The following is a 15,111-nucleotide window of genomic DNA, read 5'->3' as shown; positions in this document are numbered from 1 at the left end:
GTTTCGTTTATTAAGCTATTGTACCCGTTTCTCATTTCTCATCATTTTCATCCACAAAGAAACTCCGGATATATAATTCCTGTTGTTTGAGCATATAATCCGAAGCTTTTCTCATCATCTCGGCAAAGAGCAGGCTTTCTTCCTCCCCTAGATGTTTAACGAGACCAACGAACATATGGAGGCGGGCCTCATTAATGCGTTGTATATACTTTTTACCTTTATCCGAAAGCCGGATTCTCACAACGCGCCGGTCTGCAGGATCGGCATGACGCTCGACAAATTCCTGTGCTTCCAGACTGTTGATATGCTGCGTTACCGTTGGCGATGTGACATTCAGTTTTCCGCTTATTTCCGAAACCATCAATCCCGGACTGTCATCCTTGACATTTATACTGATGAAATAGAGAACCATGATCTCGCCTGGCTTTTGATTGTATACCGCGCGATTCTGCATCATATTTCCGCCAACCTGCGATTGGAAGTACGATTCCATTAACTGCTTTGCGATAATTTTCTGTTCATCCGACAATCCAGCTCACTCCCCCGAATACGAATACATTGGAATCTACATAACTTTGTAGATCGGTTCCTGATGCAATGGCGCTATTGTCCTAAGATTCCATTACGGCTGCATATCGCGCTGCGATGGTGTAAAATACCTCCTTGGGTTCCCAAGGCATGTCGGGGTAAGCCGCGCCATGGCTTTCTTGCAGCACCCGCACGATCCCGTAAGACGCTCGATCAAAATCGTGATCGAGGTCTTTGTCGTACGGCAAGTTATGGCAAGCAAAGGTGCACCAGAATGCTGTATCGACTCCAGCTTCTTCGAAAACGTCGACGCTATCGTTGAAGTATTGGCTCTGTTCGGACTCATCGCGCTCGTAGCTGCCTGTCAGTCGAACGGCGCGCGCACCGTCCCACTCGACGATGAACATTCCGCGAGCGCCCAGATCGAATGCCCCCTTGAAGGTCGTGCATCCGAACTCGGAGATCACCAGAGGCTTATTTGAATTGGCCAGCTTCTTGATTGAATCAGCGTAGAGATGAGCAACCTCAGCAGAGTTGTAGGCGTCGACGGCGATGTAGTCGAAAGGTTCCCAGTTCACAGGTTCGGTAGGCAGGGCCGCGTACGTGACACGCCCCCCGAAACGGGCTCGCACGACGTCTACAGCACGTGCCAGGAAACTGTTGAGCAGAGTCGGTAGTTTCGCGAATGCAGCACGGCTAACCGTCGGTTCGGACAATGTCGCGAGGCGCTCCTGGAGAGTCTCGCCGGGCAAGAAGCCACGGGTGAAGAGCATGTGTTCGGCACCCGTTACCATGACCACCTCCACCCCAGTAACCCGTATGCGTTCGGCGCGATCGGCACAGTCCGCGAGGAAGGCAAGCAACTCTTCTTGGCCAAGATCGTTTGTGAACGGTGAAAACCATACCTCGAGGCCCGCTGCTGCCGCTGCTTGTGCAGCGATCTCCAGGCGATCGGGCTCCCCGCCTGTCACTCGTACGGCAGTGCAATGCAGGTCGCGCCGTATAATTTCCATCTCCCTGTACACTCTTGCTGCATCGAAGTTGGGGTGTGTGCTGGTTCCTTCACTTAGAAATCCCGTGTCATAGGTCACTCCACGCATGCGCATAATGAACTAACTCCTTTCGCATTCAAAATACATAGGTTATCTAATTATTTGGTTACCAATTAAATAGGTAGTCTAAGTATATGTAAATAAAGGTAGAGAGTCAACTAAATTGTTGCTCGAAAGTCTGACACTTTATTTTCTTCGAGTAGGTATTTCGCAGCTTTCGTGCAAATAAAAACAGCTTCTGAATCGGAGCCTTTTCGATGAAGATCTTGCACTTTAATAGGAAGCTTTTTTGATTCCAGAAGTAGTTCTTCTCAGCGGTTTCGCACTTAATGCTTCAAACAAAAAAAGCCCCGACGACCTTTTTCAAGGACATCGGGACTACCAAACACCTTTATTCCACCGTCACGCTCTTCGCCAAGTTCCGCGGCTTGTCGACATCGTTGCCGCGCGCAAGCGAAGCGTAATAGCTCAGCAGTTGCAGCGGCACGACAGACAGCGCCGGCATCAGCAGCGGAAGCGTAGCCGGGATCGTCAACACCTCGTCGACAACCTTCACCAGCTCCGTTTCGCCTTCCGCGTTCAAACCAAACACATGTGCGCCACGTGCTTTTACTTCCTTAATGTTGCTGACCGTCTTCTCGAACAGATCCTCCTGCGTCGCAAGCGCGATCACCGGGATGCCTTCTTCAATAAGCGCCAGCGTGCCGTGCTTCAATTCCCCAGCAGCATAAGCTTCCGAATGAATATAGGAAATTTCCTTCAGCTTCAAGGAGCCTTCCAATGCAACCGCATAGTCCAGCCCGCGGCCGATAAAGAACAAGTTGTTATGTGTCGAGATTTGTTCCGCCGCATTCTTGATCGTGTCGGCTTGAGCCAAGATCGCTTCGACTTTATTCGGCAGCTCCTGCAAAGCAGCAACTACTTCCGAGATATAGGACGAATCCTGCGTACCAAGCGATTGCGCCAAGTACAAACCGAACAAATAAAAGGCGATCAGCTGCGACGTGTAAGCTTTCGTGGACGCAACCGCAATTTCCGGGCCGGCCCAAGTAACGATGACGTCGTCCGCTTCGCGCGCAACGGAGCTGCCCACGACATTCGTAATCGCTACGACGCGCGCGCCGTTTCGCTTCGCTTCCCGCAGCGCCGCGAGCGTATCCGCCGTCTCACCCGACTGGCTTACTACGACAACGAGCGTTTCCGGGGTGATGATCGGAGAACGGTAACGATACTCGGAAGCGACATCGGTTTCAACCGGGATGCGCGTCAGTTTCTCAATCACGGTCTTTCCGACGAGCCCTGCATGGTAGGCCGTGCCGCATGCTACGATGTGCACCTGCCGGATGCTGCGAATTTGCTCCGGCGTCATTCCGATCTCGTTCAATACGACCTTCTTGCCTGCCGCATCGATTCTTGCACCCATTGTATCGCGATAAGCTTTCGGCTGCTCATGAATTTCTTTCAACATAAAGTGATCAAATCCGGCTTTTTCCGCCGTAACAATATCCCAATCGACATGAAATAATTCCCGGGAAATAAAATTCCCTTCCAACGTCATCAATTCGACGCCGTCTTTCGTCAAAGCAGCCATTTCCCCGTCGTTTAAAATATACACATTTCGAGTATATTCGAGGATTGCCGGAATGTCGGAACCGATAAAGTTCTCGCCATCGCCGACACCGATAATGAGCGGGCTTTGGAGACGCACAGCGACAAGCTTATCCGGCTCGTACTCCGTCAATACGCCAAGCGCGAATGCGCCTTTCATTTGCGACACCGCTTTTTGCACGGCTTTGACGATATCGCCTTCGTACAAGCTTGCGATCAGGTGCGAGATGACCTCCGTATCCGTTTCAGAGACAAATACATGTCCTTTAGCGATCAGCTCTTCCTTAAGCGTCATGTAGTTTTCAATGATGCCGTTATGCACGACGGAAAACTTGTGTGAATTATCCGTATGCGGGTGCGAGTTCACATCCGATGGCTTGCCGTGCGTTGCCCAGCGGGTATGACCGATGCCGATCGTTCCTCTCAACGGCGCGTCGCCCAGCTTCGATTCCAATACGGCCAAGCGGCCTTTGGATTTCTTAATTTGCAGCCCATCCTGCGTGTACACAGCGACGCCGGCCGAATCGTAACCGCGGTACTCCAGCTTTTTCAAACCTTCAAGCAATATATCCTGGGAATTGCGCTTCCCTACATAGCCAACAATACCACACATATGTTCAGAACCTCCTGATTGTCAAAAGAACGAATAATAATGACTGCTTGTTTGATCCCATCGAACGTTTGTCGGCCCGGTCGCCCGGACGTTTTGCGTTTCGACTTGACGGTTTTAGATCGCTACCGGAAGGCCCCCGCCGAAAACTTCGAACACCTTCACCTCGTCAACTTGATCCGCGCTGGATGCTCTGCACACTTTGCGTTGTCTGATGGAATGCAACAAGTTTGCTTATGTAGAACAAACTTAAGACCGATTCGCAACAGCTGCAAAAAACACCGGACGCTTACTCAAGTTCTGGCGCTTAAACGGATTCCAACCTCTATCCACCTTTCTATATTAGAGTAAAAGACATATACCCATCTTATTCATTTTGCAATGAAAGTGCAACTGCTATTTTCATGGGTTTTCCATCCAATTGTTACTGCAAAAAAAGCCTCTGACGCCTTAAGCAATCAGTGGCTTTTCTTTAGAAGAATAAGAGATTAAGATAGCTCGGTTTGAATGAGATCGGCAATTCGTGCAACGTAGGCGTCCACTTGACCTTTGTCCGGCCCTTCGGCCATGACGCGAATAAGCGATTCCGTCCCAGAAGGTCGAACGAGCACGCGGCCATTGTCGCCGAGCTCTTCTTCCACTTGGCGGATTGCCGTTTCAATCGCTGTGTTGCCCTTCAGCTTGCTTTTATCGGCAACGCGCACATTTACCAGCTGCTGCGGATATTTGCGCATAATGCCCTTCAGCTCGCTTAGGCTTTTGCCCGACTGCACCAACGTATCCATCAGCTGGAGCGCCGTAAGAATGCCATCACCCGTCGTGTTGTAGTCGAGGTAAATAACATGGCCGGATTGCTCCCCGCCCAAGTTGTAGCCGCCTTTGCGCATCTCTTCCATTACATAGCGGTCGCCGACTGCCGTCTTGGCCGCTTTCATGCCTGCCGCTTCGATCCCTTTGAAAAAGCCGATGTTGCTCATGACCGTAGTCACAATCGTATTACCGCGAAGCTTGCCGGCCTTGTTCATCGCATTCCCGCATATGCTGAGAATGTAATCACCGTCTACTTCCGCGCCGGTTTCATCAACGGCGATTAACCGGTCTGCGTCCCCGTCGAACGCAAGCCCGATATGCGCTTTCCGCTCGACGACGAGTTTCTGCAGAATCTCCGGATGCGTCGAACCGCAATGATCGTTAATGTTGCGGCCATTCGGCTCAGCACCGATCGTAATGACTTCCGCGCCAAGCGCCTCGAATACTTTCGGCGCAAGCTCGTACGCTGCGCCATTCGCACAATCGAGTACAATCCGGTATCCTTTGAAGGAAGATGATACGGTTTGTCGAATGTAGTCCAAATACTTGAACTTCGCTTGTTCGTCATCGATCACCGTACCGATATCGCCGCCGGTCGGCCGTGGGAGCTCGTCAACTTCCGCATCCATCAAACGCTCGATCTCTAGTTCCGTTTCATCGGACAGCTTGAAACCGTCCGCTCCGAAAAATTTGATCCCGTTGTCTTCTACCGGATTGTGGCTGGCCGAGATCATAACGCCGGCATCAGCCTTAAGCGCACGCGTCAAATAAGCTACGCCCGGCGTGCTAATCACACCGAGGCGAATCACATTGGCGCCGATCGACAGCAAGCCTGCAACTAACGCCGCTTCCAGCATCGGACCGGAAATACGCGTATCGCGCCCGATGACAACGTTTGGCTTCTCTACTTTACCTGCCAGTACATAGCCGCCGCAGCGACCGATTTTATATGCCATCTCCGGCGTAAGCCCTTGATTTGCAACCCCGCGGACACCGTCGGTTCCAAAATATTTCCCCATGCCTGCATTCTCCTCTGTGAGCGTTTGATTCCCATTATGTGCGAAATTCGTCGCATTGGTCAATAGATTCTTGTCAAATTATGGCGATTTCGGTTTTTCTTCGCCAGTGCCGGTCGAAGCCGGAGGTGTGTTGCTCGTTCCTGTACCGGCTGATGCTGGAGGCGTTTCGCTTGCTCCCGTACCGGCAGAAGCCGGAGGCGTTTCGTTTGTTCCCGTACCGGCCGAGCCGGAGGGGGCCGGCGTCGCTTCGCCCGTTCCCGCTCCTGCGCCCGCTTCCGGCTTCACCGATTGCCCCGCGACTTGCTTCGCGCTTATCTCCACCGTAGCCTTATAGTCCTGCAGCTGTCCCCGCTTGACGAATGTCGGCAGGTTCCATGTGACCGGAACCTCATGCTTGCCCGGCGGCAAATTGCTGACATCGAGAATGGCCTGCACATCTTGCGGCTTTAATTTGTCGACCAGCGCAGATGCGCCTTCGACCACGAGACTCAACTGGCTCGTTTCCGGCTGAACCACCTTCGTATTGAACCCGTCGTTTTGCCCGATAATCGATATCGGGATATTGTCGAGCGTCTTGGTAACGGAAGGCACGACGGAGACATTGACGACGACCTTGTCCGGATCGAGCTGCTTCACGTCTTTTTTCAACGGAATCGGGAGTGTGAACTCCTTGTCTTCCCTCAAGTCATTCAAGTTTACCTGCGGCCCCTCATAAAATTCGAGACGATCCAGTATATTCTGTGGGCCATACACCGTAACTTTGTCTATGCTTTGCCTGATCGACGCTATCGCAAACCCGCGCGGCGGCTCCCCGACCAGCTTCACTTGCAGCGGCACCATCGTGAACGGGCTCGTAATCGGCACCTCGACGTCGACCACCGCAGGACTGATCGTCGCCATCTCCATCGGCTTGCCGTTCTTGTCGAACGCTACGAGCTTGACTTTGCTCGACACCGGCGATTGCGCCTTCTCCACATTGACGTCCGCCCGCACTGTTTCCACTGCGTCGTAGCTGCCGCTAGGGACGGCTACCGTTACCTGCTTCGGCTTCACTACGGGTTGCCCTGCCTTCAAGCCGACCGCAGGAATCCCGGTCACATTGACCGTTACCGGCATCGATTTGTTCTTCTTCTCGTCCACGACGACTTTGACCGTCGCAGGGCTGACCTTCACCGTCACATTGCTTGGAAATCCAACCGGCGTCAGCGACAGCTGATGCTCTCCCTTGCCCACTTTCGTCAAGTCCAGCTCAATGGAATAGCTCGCCGTATTCATTACTTTTTTCAATACGGAGTCACGGCCCGACAGGCTGACCGTCACTTGAGCAGGCTCAATCAGCTGAACGTAAAATTGATCCGCATCATACTTCGGTGTTACCGACACGTTCCAGATTTTCTCCTCTTTGATCCCCGTGCTCGTCGTGCCCGAGATCGTACCCCCGTCCATGCGAACGACAGCCCAGAGCAATATGCCAATGATCAAGGCGACCACCTTAACCACATTCGTGTTGCGCAGCCACTGATCCATAATCTATTTCCGCCTCCATTTCCAAATGGAGTTCTTTTCTTTCGTCTTCGCTTTCGGCTTTAATTCTTCGAACAGCTTAGCCAGCAGCGCGTCCTCTTTAATATCCCGCAAAATGTGACCGTTCATCGCAAGCGATATTTGTCCCGTTTCTTCCGAAACGGTGACGCATACGGCGTCCGACACTTCGCTCATGCCGATCGCGGCGCGATGGCGTGTCCCAAGCTCCTTGCTGATGAACGGATTTTCCGACAGCGGCAAATAACAGCCCGCAGCCATCAGCTGGTGCTTGCGCATAATAACGGCGCCGTCGTGCAGCGGCGTATTGGGCACGAAGATGTTAATGAGCAGCTCCGAGCTGATATGCGACTCGATTTGAATGCCCGACTCCACGTAATCGTTGAGGCCGGTTTCCCGCTCGAATACCATGAGCGCACCGATTTTTCGCCTTGCCATATAATTGACGGCTTTCAGCACCTCGTTGATGCGCCGGTTCACTTCCGAATCATCTTCCACCGTGGTCCGGCTGAACAGCTTGCCTCGACCGATTTGCTCGAGCGCGCGCCGCAGTTCCGGCTGAAATATAATAATGACACCCACGAGACCGAACGTAAACATTTGATTCATCATCCACTGCAGCGTGTTCAGCTTAAACCAGGAGCTGAGCGCCCACGCGACGACCACGACAAGAATCCCTTTCAGGAGCTGAATTGCACGTGTTCCCCGTACCACCAATATCAGCTTGTAAATGACGTAACTGACGATCAATATATCGATTATATCTTTAATGCTGATCTCCGTAATCCAGTCCATGGCCCTTGCCCCCAAACGTGCCGCGGTGATTTCTTTCTGTATCCGATTACCCTCTTAGATCATAACATATTTACAGCAAAAAACCCTCCCTTTCTACCACGGAATAGGGAGGATTTACGAAAATCGGGACTAGCGGCCTATTTTCTATCCGACAGCTGTACGATCCACGCATTCATTTTGTACCAGAGCCATGAGAAGGCTTCGTCTATTGTTTTGACTTGACCGGATATATGCGCCGTCGAGGCGAGGTTGACTGAACCGTCGATCACGATCAAGCTTCCCTTAATATCTCCATCCACCTGCGTAATTCCGTTCTCTACTGTCAAATCTCCGCTCACTGTCGCTCCCGCAGGCACATATACGGTGTTGCCCTTAATGACAACGGACTCCAAATCGGACCCTTTCACGAGCAGCTCCTGATCGTCATTCCAGACCGATACAAAACTCGAGAACATGACCAGAAAAAAGACGGCAGCGACGGACACCGCCGGATGCTTACGTACCCACCGGTAAAAAGGATTATGTCGCTTTACCGGAGGAAGCGCCTGCATAATCCGTTCCGTTAACCCTTCCGGCACCTCAGACGGAGTTTTCGCGCTGATCAGCGCCTCCATCTTCTCGAACTGCTGAAGCCGTTTGCGGCATTCGGCACAACCGAGCAAATGTTGTTTGAGCGCTGCGGAATCCCGTCCCTGCAGACTCCCGTCCAAATATTCGTGCAGTAAAGGGAGGGCTTCGTTACAATCCAAGATGAGCCACTCCTTTCATCTATCCATAGTAAGCTTGTGTATTACACTACGCGCGATGCGGATTTATGTTTCAGAAATCGCTACAATATTTTCTCCAATTTTTTCCTCAAAAAATCCCGTCCCCGATGCAGCCTTGTTTTGATTGTCGTCACGGGCATGGAGAGCACATCGCTAATTTCCTGCAGCGATAAATCCTGCAAATACCGAAGTATGACTACGGCCTTGTATTTTTCCGGCAGCGTCTCGATCGAGTCTCGAATTTGCTGCTGCGTTTCGGACAGCACGACCTGATTATCCGGCGTTTCTTCCGGGCTTGCCAGCGTTGCATACCAGTCGCCGCCCTCGCCTTCATTCAGCTCGGCGTCCAGCGAGAACGTCGCTTTCCGTTTACGGAGCCGGTCGATGCACAGATTCGTCCCGATCCGGTAAATCCACGTAGAAAACTTTTGATTCTCGTCGTAGCGGTCCAAATTCGTATAGACCCGTAAAAATGTTTCCTGTGCAATCTCCTCCGCTTCATGACGATTATGCAGCATTCGATATGCAAGATGAAATATTTTATCCTTGTACAGCTCCACCAATTCGGCAAAAGCCGCGCGGTCCCCACCACGGGCTAGCTTGGCGAGCCGGGTGTCCATTTGAATCACCGACCTACCTCCAACCTTCCGTAACCGTCCGAAGCGAGCAGCTTCCGTACAGCACGGTTCATCAGGAGCCGGATGCCTCACTTTCGGCTATCACAATTCCTGCCATTAAGAAGAGAATACCAAACCATTGCCACCCATGTACAGTCTCGTGCAAAAGAAAATGTATGCCGATCACCTCGACTTTCAGCTCTATCGGAGCAGCAGAGCGCCAGCGGGGTTCACGAGCTCCAAGGAAGCTTATACGGCGTTCGTCATTTCCGCCTGTTGCGGAATGCATCCCCTATAAGTGATTCCATCATCAGGTGTAGCAGCACGCCAACCCTGCCTCGGACAATGATATATTTTATTCAATAGGTTGCTCAAGCCCGCTCCAAACATACTTGTCCTTGCATGGACTCCGCTAGCTGTCGCTATCGGGACTCATAAAGAAAAGCCGGAGTGCCTCCGACTTTTCGAGAATGTATATGTGGCGGAATATCAGCCTGTATTGCGCAGACCCGCGGCAATTCCGTTAATCGTAAGCAGCACTTCGCGCAGCAGCAGCGCGTCGTCGCTCCCTTGTTCACGGAGTGCGCGCAGCTCTTGCAGCAGCTGTACTTGCAAGTAGCTGAGCGGATCGACGTAAGGGTTACGCAGATGAATCGATTCTTGAATGACCGGCACATTATCAAGTATTTCCGACTGGCCTGTAATTAAAAGAATCAAATTCGACGTTTTCTGATATTCATCCTCGATCAGATTGAAAATCCGCTCCGCGATTTGTGGATTATGAATCATTTTGCTGTATTCTTTCGCAATTAACAAGTCCGCCTTGGCAAGCGCCATCTGCAGGTTATCGATGAGCGACTTGAAGAACGACCATTGCTTGTACATATCCTGCATCATGCGCAGGTGTTCGGGATTATCCTGATAGTAGCTGTATAAGCCCGATCCCGCCGCATACCATGCAGGCAGCAAGTAACGGCTTTGCGTCCAAGAGAACACCCACGGAATGGCGCGAAGATCCTCGAAACGGTCGCTGTTTTTCCGTTTGGACGGTCTCGAACCGATGTTCAGTTCCCCAATCTCCGGAAGCGGCGTCGATTCTTTGAAGAACGTTAAGAAATCGGTGTCGCGGAAGATCAGATCCTGATATTTTTGCTGCGCTTGCTCGGAAATATTGCGCATTATATCCATATACATCGGCTCTGCGGCATCGGTTTGCGGATTGCGTGCGTTTAAGGCGCCTGTAATGAGCGCTGAAGTGGCCTGCTCCAAAGAGCGATAGGCGATCCCCTTCATGGAATAACGCTGCGAGAGCACCTCGCCCTGCTCCGTAATCTTGATCCCTCCGCCGATCGTATCGGCCGGCTGTGCCATGATGCTGTCCTTCAACGGCATCCCCCCGCGACCTAACGCGCCGCCGCGGCCGTGGAAAAATTTCAGTTTAACATTATGCGACTTCGCTGCCGCCGTAATGCTCCTTAGTGCCATGCGCAGCTCCCAGTTGGCGGTAATAACGCCGCCGTCCTTGTTGCTGTCCGAATAGCCGAGCATAATTTCCTGAAGCTGATTCGCGCTTTCCAGGCTGTTGCGGTACGCCGGGATTTTGAACAATGTGGACATGATCTCAGGCGCCGCGTGCAAATCGTCGACCGTTTCAAACAGCGGCACCGACTGCAGCGTACATGTAACGGAGCCGTCCGGGTTATGAAGATACAATCCTGCTTCCTTCCCGAATACAAGCACCTCAAGCAGATCGCTTGAACCTTGCGTCATGCTGATCAGGTAGCTCGAAATACATTGGCGTCCGAATTCCTGCTGCGCTTTTTGAATCACCCTGTAAACGTCCAAGCATTCCTTGGTCGATTCCGAATAGTTCAGGTACGGCGAAGTAATCGGTCTCGGTTCGTTCAAAATATTTGTGAGCAGCTCGATCTTTTGCTCTTCCGAGAGTTCGGCATAGTTCGGGCAAATGCTCATTTTTTGCAAGATCTCGGTCATAGCCGATTCATGCTCTTTGCTGTGCTGCCGCACATCCAGACTGGCGAGATGGAAACCGAACAGCTCCACTTGCCGGATCAGTTTGGCAATATAGGAATCGGCAATGAAATCGGCAAAATGGTTCCGCAAACTCCGCTCGATAATTTTCAAATCTTCCATCAGCTCGGCCGGATTATTGTATTTCTTGTTTTGCGGAACGTTCGGCTTGGCCGTATTGTTGATCTTCTCAATCATATATTTCACTTTAATCCGGTACGGCTCTTTCTCATTGCGCCATACTTCATCGGATCGAAGATCGATGTTTTCCCGGTCTTTTTTGATGGAGTCGAGCAATTCCTGCGTGACTTCCACAATGTTTTTGCTGAAGCTCATATGCCCCATCAGTTCGCGAAGCAGCTCTTCGTATTTATCCAGCGCGAGCTGCCGATGCATCTTGAGCGTTTCCCATGTAATCTTCGACGTGACGGAAGGGTTGCCGTCGCGGTCGCCGCCGATCCAGGAGCCAAACTTCAAGAACGTCGGTACATGCCACGATTGCTCCGGATAATATTTGCTCAAGCACCGCTCCAGCTCTTGATACACTTGCGGCAGTACATCGAACAGCGTCTCGTCGAAGTAATACAAGCCGTTGCGCACTTCGTCGATAACCGTCGGCTTGCGATCGCGAAGCTCGTCGGTTTGCCACAGCATAATGACTTCGCCCAGCAGTTTCACCCGCAGCTGCTCGCGTTCACGGAACGTGAGGCTCGGGTTATCGAGTTCCATCACGTCGTTTGCGATACGCTGATGAATATCCAGCACCGCACGGCGTGTCGCTTCCGTCGGATGCGCCGTCATGACAAGCTCAAGGGAAATGCCCTGAATAATGTCTTGCACCTCTGCCGTATTAATATTTTGCGCTTTCAGCTCACGCACGACATCTTCGATCGACCCAGGCTGCACATTCTCCCCAGCCGTCCGTTCGTAATCACGTTTGCGGCGGATACGCTGGTTTTGCTCCGCGATGTTGATGAGTTGGAAATAAATCGCGAACGCACGAATGACTTGATACCGAATTTCCGGCGCCAAGCCGTTCACCGTTTCCTTAAACTCCTCGTACATTTCCGGGGTATATTGGTTGCGCAGCGATTTACTCATCTCTCTAATTTTCTCTACGACGGTAAACAGCGCATTGCCGCCCTGATGAACCAACACCTCGCCCAGAATGTGCCCAAGAAACCGAACATCTCTTCGCAGCAAATTGTTGGACGTGTTCTTGTTAATGATACTGACTGAATCCGACATGGTTCTCCTCCATCCTTACTGCAAGTCAATAAACAATATTTTAACACAACCTTGGGCATCAATGTAGTCCATTTATGCGGTAAAGCGAAAAAAAGCTGATCTCCGCTAAAACTGACATCGGCCATCGTTTTAAGCATTATGACCTTAGCCCGTATTCGTCCCTGACAATCCATGATCCGGCGCGTACTGGACATGGGTATGCCCTGAACGTATGTACATCATTAAACATTGTTGTTAGCGATGAATCGTAATCGGCTTACGTCGAAACTATTTTTAATAACAGCGCCTTCGTAACCGTTTGATCCGGACGCTGGTCCGTTTCATTCCAGTATTGAATATCGTCACGCTTGCGATATTATACTTTGTCACTTCCGTTCTTGTGGTCATCCCGATTTGCCCGAGCTTATGACCATTGTAGATCATAGCACAGTATTGCTGCCATGGAATTTAATGGGCTACCTCAGGCGGTTTTCATCAAGCGCCGATATGCATTTTTCGACTTCTTCCGTTCGTCCCGTTCCAACTATCTATGGGAGTAAATATTTCTGTACCATGAAAATAAAAAAAACCTTCGATATCCAAAGGTTTGTTCTGTAAAATATGGAGCGGGTGATGGGAATCGAACCCACGCTACCAGCTTGGAAGGCTGGAGTTCTACCATTGAACTACACCCGCATTATTTGATGGTCGGGACGACACGATTTGAACATGCGACCCCCTGGTCCCAAACCAGGTGCTCTACCAAGCTGAGCTACGTCCCGTTGCTACATTATGCATTTCCTAATCTAAGAAGAATAAATGGCGTGCCCTGAGAGATTCGAACTCCCGACCTTTTGATTCGTAGTCAAACGCTCTATCCGGCTGAGCTAAGGGCACATATGGTGGAGCGGAAGACGGGATTCGAACCCGCGACCCTCGCCTTGGCAAGGCGATGCTCTACCCCTGAGCCACTTCCGCGTAATCATCATTGCTTTAATAGCGACATTTGTTAATATATCAGGTTTTGAGATGAAATGCAAATGTTTTTTATAGTTTTTCGTAATTATTTTTTCTACGCATTCTCCATCTGTAAGTTACTATACTTACTTTACTAATTCTCACCATTTTTCTCCCTATATACACCATACTATCCAGCTTAATTCTTGCTTATTTCGCGGTCGCGCTCTCTTTTTTGGAGTTGAATTCATAACTGCATATCACTGCTTTTCTCCCAATAGAGTTGTAATGATGATTCCTACATTAAAATAAACTGGGTCATAGGTCTGGCGTTATTCCATTAGCCTCCATCCTCACTTAAGTATTAACAGCCTAACGCAACGCAGCACATCACCCGCTACTCATAACCCGCGCCAAAAATGCAATACTGCCCTATTCGACGCACTAAAAGGGGCTCATCGAGTACTCAAACATAGCCCAAGCTTCAAGGCTCATTCCAGCGCATACGAATGTCCTGCTATTCTATTCCTCACCCAGTAATTTGGATGTCAAAATAAAGGTAAACAAAAAGGTCTAAAACAATTATTGTTTTAGACCTTTTTGTTTGAATTTGTATGCGCGTAGAGGGACTTGAACCCCCACGGTCTCCCGCTAGATCCTAAGTCTAGTGCGTCTGCCAATTCCGCCATACGCGCGCAACGTGAGCCATGTAGGACTCGAACCTACGACACCCTGATTAAAAGTCAGGTGCTCTACCAACTGAGCTAATGGCTCAAGCAAATGGCTGGGGATCTAGGATTCGAACCTAGGCATGACGGAGTCAAAGTCCGTTGCCTTACCGCTTGGCTAATCCCCAATATGTAATTGTTCTGGTGCCGCCGAGAGGACTTGAACCCCCAACCTACTGATTACAAGTCAGTTGCTCTACCAATTGAGCTACAGCGGCGTGGTGGAGGCTGACGGGATCGAACCGCCGACCCTCTGCTTGTAAGGCAGATGCTCTCCCAGCTGAGCTAAGCCTCCAGCTAGAGAATGACCCGTAGGGGATTCGAACCCCTGTTACCTCCGTGAAAGGGAGGTGTCTTAACCCCTTGACCAACGGGCCTTTTTGGTGGAGCTTCCAACCGGGATCGAACCGGTGACCTCATCCTTACCATGGATGCACTCTACCTACTGAGCTATGGAAGCATAATGGCTCCCCGAACAGGACTCGAACCTGTGACAACTCGATTAACAGTCGAGTGCTCTACCAACTGAGCTATCAGGGAATAATGCTTGGCGGCGTTCTACTCTCCCAAGACCCTGCGGTCCAAGTACCATCGACGCTGGAAGGCTTAACGTTCGTGTTCGGGATGGGTACGCGTGGTTCCCTTCCGCCATCATCACCAAACGGTTCGCTTTGCGTAAACAAAACGAAGTGGATTCAAGGTCGCTTGTACCCTGAAAACTGGATCGAAACGAGGCTCCGTTTTATCTTTTATCGTTCCGTTGTGCTTCGCACAAAGGTCACTTCAAAAAGATAAATCTTCGCTGCAACAAAATGCCAAA

9 protein-coding genes, 12 tRNA genes and 1 rRNA gene are annotated in these 15,111 nt (G+C 50.9%); all 22 read right to left on the bottom strand.

The features are described from left to right. Nucleotides 1–31 precede the first annotated feature (31 nt). The 22 genes from ACFQI7_RS34585 to rrf all read right to left on the bottom strand — a co-directional run bounded on the left by ACFQI7_RS34585 (nucleotide 32) and on the right by rrf (nucleotide 14,953). Complete coding sequence (locus ACFQI7_RS34585) at nucleotides 32–454, bottom strand: MarR family winged helix-turn-helix transcriptional regulator (protein WP_377518386.1); 423 nt, start codon at nucleotides 452–454, stop codon at nucleotides 32–34. Nucleotides 455–611: 157 nt separating this feature from the next. Further along, entirely contained in the window at nucleotides 612–1,634 is a 1,023-nt protein-coding gene (locus ACFQI7_RS34580; protein WP_218102810.1) for a hypothetical protein, read from the bottom strand. A gap of 337 nt (nucleotides 1,635–1,971) precedes the next feature. Next, a complete protein-coding gene (gene glmS, locus ACFQI7_RS34575) occupies nucleotides 1,972–3,801 on the bottom strand; it encodes a glutamine--fructose-6-phosphate transaminase (isomerizing) (protein WP_218102811.1) in 1,830 nt (609 codons plus the stop codon). Between the two features lie 485 nt (nucleotides 3,802–4,286). Further along, nucleotides 4,287–5,627 carry a phosphoglucosamine mutase gene (gene glmM / locus ACFQI7_RS34570; RefSeq protein WP_218102812.1) on the bottom strand — a complete coding sequence of 447 codons (1,341 nt, stop codon included), beginning with the start codon at nucleotides 5,625–5,627 and terminating at the stop codon, nucleotides 4,287–4,289. Between the two features lie 78 nt (nucleotides 5,628–5,705). Continuing rightward, on the bottom strand, nucleotides 5,706–7,154 hold the full coding sequence (locus ACFQI7_RS34565; protein ID WP_218102813.1) for a CdaR family protein: 1,449 nt from the start codon (nucleotides 7,152–7,154) through the stop codon (nucleotides 5,706–5,708). 3 nt (nucleotides 7,155–7,157) lie between these two features. Beyond that, nucleotides 7,158–7,964, bottom strand: a complete 807-nt coding sequence (cdaA, locus tag ACFQI7_RS34560) for a diadenylate cyclase CdaA (RefSeq protein WP_218102814.1) — start codon at nucleotides 7,962–7,964, stop codon at nucleotides 7,158–7,160. 137 nt (nucleotides 7,965–8,101) lie between these two features. After that, a complete protein-coding gene (locus ACFQI7_RS34555; RefSeq protein ID WP_218102815.1) occupies nucleotides 8,102–8,713 on the bottom strand; it encodes a zf-HC2 domain-containing protein in 612 nt (203 codons plus the stop codon). An 80-nt stretch (nucleotides 8,714–8,793) separates the two neighbouring features. After that, the gene (sigW, locus tag ACFQI7_RS34550; RefSeq protein WP_230415643.1) at nucleotides 8,794–9,360 is read right to left on the bottom strand and encodes an RNA polymerase sigma factor SigW; all 567 of its coding nucleotides are present in this window, start codon (nucleotides 9,358–9,360) and stop codon (nucleotides 8,794–8,796) included. Between the two features lie 477 nt (nucleotides 9,361–9,837). Beyond that, entirely contained in the window at nucleotides 9,838–12,627 is a 2,790-nt protein-coding gene (ppc, locus tag ACFQI7_RS34545) for a phosphoenolpyruvate carboxylase (protein ID WP_218102816.1), read from the bottom strand. Between the two features lie 601 nt (nucleotides 12,628–13,228). Further along, a tRNA-Gly gene (locus tag ACFQI7_RS34540) sits at nucleotides 13,229–13,302 on the bottom strand. A gap of 9 nt (nucleotides 13,303–13,311) precedes the next feature. Next, nucleotides 13,312–13,388, bottom strand: a tRNA-Pro gene (locus ACFQI7_RS34535). A gap of 38 nt (nucleotides 13,389–13,426) precedes the next feature. Then, nucleotides 13,427–13,503, bottom strand: a tRNA-Arg gene (locus ACFQI7_RS34530). Nucleotides 13,504–13,509: 6 nt separating this feature from the next. Next, nucleotides 13,510–13,584 (bottom strand) — tRNA-Gly (locus ACFQI7_RS34525). A gap of 594 nt (nucleotides 13,585–14,178) precedes the next feature. Continuing rightward, nucleotides 14,179–14,258: transfer RNA gene (locus ACFQI7_RS34520), tRNA-Leu, on the bottom strand. Between the two features lie 6 nt (nucleotides 14,259–14,264). Further along, nucleotides 14,265–14,337 (bottom strand) — tRNA-Lys (locus ACFQI7_RS34515). 7 nt (nucleotides 14,338–14,344) lie between these two features. Next, a tRNA-Gln gene (locus ACFQI7_RS34510) sits at nucleotides 14,345–14,419 on the bottom strand. Nucleotides 14,420–14,433: 14 nt separating this feature from the next. Next, nucleotides 14,434–14,509 (bottom strand) — tRNA-Thr (locus ACFQI7_RS34505). Nucleotide 14,510: 1 nt separating this feature from the next. Beyond that, a tRNA-Val gene (locus tag ACFQI7_RS34500) sits at nucleotides 14,511–14,586 on the bottom strand. Between the two features lie 10 nt (nucleotides 14,587–14,596). Beyond that, nucleotides 14,597–14,668: transfer RNA gene (locus ACFQI7_RS34495), tRNA-Glu, on the bottom strand. 7 nt (nucleotides 14,669–14,675) lie between these two features. Further along, nucleotides 14,676–14,751 (bottom strand) — tRNA-Thr (locus ACFQI7_RS34490). Between the two features lie 4 nt (nucleotides 14,752–14,755). Beyond that, a tRNA-Asn gene (locus tag ACFQI7_RS34485) sits at nucleotides 14,756–14,831 on the bottom strand. 5 nt (nucleotides 14,832–14,836) lie between these two features. After that, nucleotides 14,837–14,953: ribosomal RNA gene (gene rrf / locus ACFQI7_RS34480) — 5S ribosomal RNA — on the bottom strand. Nucleotides 14,954–15,111 lie beyond the last annotated feature (158 nt).

This window comes from Paenibacillus allorhizosphaerae, from assembly GCF_042659105.1.
Lineage (GTDB): Bacteria > Bacillota > Bacilli > Paenibacillales > NBRC-103111 > Paenibacillus_G > Paenibacillus_G allorhizosphaerae.
Note: the sequence above shows the minus strand (reverse complement) of the source record. Positions and strands in the feature narration are given on the sequence as shown.